This window comes from Myxococcus sp. CA039A (genome assembly GCF_013336645.1).
Lineage (GTDB): Bacteria > Myxococcota > Myxococcia > Myxococcales > Myxococcaceae > Myxococcus > Myxococcus llanfairpwllgwyngyllgogerychwyrndrobwllllantysiliogogogochensis.
On record NZ_JABUMQ010000708.1, the window covers coordinates 1 to 916 of the forward strand.

The window sequence follows — 916 nt, forward strand, 5'->3', positions numbered from 1 at the left end:
GCTTGGGCGTACGAAAAACTCGTGCCATTGGAAAGCATCATACATGCACATCGGATAGGCATACGTAATCGCTATGAACTTGCCGATTATCTCAATGTAACTGAGGATTTTCTCAACTCTGCTATAAGCCGCTATCGAGACAAACACGGCAAGTATGTCGTTGTTGACACTTATACCGTCTGCCTAGATCCGTTGGGCGTCTTTGAATTGTTTGAATAACTTTGCGCTTTCCAGCCGCAAGGCTGTTTACTATACATATTATACCGAACATATGTTTTATTGGAGGGAATAAAATGGCTTTTTTTCGCAAACGAGGAGATAAATGGGAGTATCGGATTAGTTATAAAGACCGCCAAACAGGAAGGCAAAAAGAAAAAACGAAAGGGGGGTTCAAGACAAAGAAGGAAGCACAGATCGCAGCGAGTGAAGAAGAACAAAAGATCCATCATTTCGGATTTAGTGAGAATGGCCGAGAACTGGTTGGCGACTACATCGAAGAATGGCTTGAGGTTTACAAGCGCCCAAACGTAAAACCGATAACCTACAGTTTACAAGAGCGAAATGTCCGACTTAATATCTTGCCCCGCTGGAGCAATTACCGACTTAATGAAATCACTCGAAACGAATATCAGAAGTGGATTAATGAGCTGCGTAATCGCTACAGTGAAGGCACAGTTCGGCGCATCCATAGCATTTTTTCGACTGCGATGCATGACGCAGTTCATGAATTTCGTATATTGCGCGAGAATCCTATACAAAAGATTAAAGTACCGCCTGAGGTCGAGAAAAGAAAAGAGGTGCGATACTTCACGCGAGAGCAATTGGATAAATTTCTATCACAAGTAGTGCCGATTAAAAACGCAAAGTACAGACACTCTATCCAGTACAAAGTTCTATTCACGCTTCTGGCTCGCAC

General features: G+C 42.9%; 1 protein-coding gene and 1 pseudogene. Both read left to right on the forward strand.

Annotation, left to right across the window (positions count from 1 at the left end):
* Positions 1–219, forward strand: a pseudogene (locus tag HR086_RS48110) (hypothetical protein); the annotation flags it as partial.
* A gap of 74 nt (positions 220–293) precedes the next feature.
* A partial coding sequence (locus HR086_RS47170) for an N-terminal phage integrase SAM-like domain-containing protein (protein WP_174468942.1) occupies positions 294–916 on the forward strand: 623 nt, incomplete at its 3' end.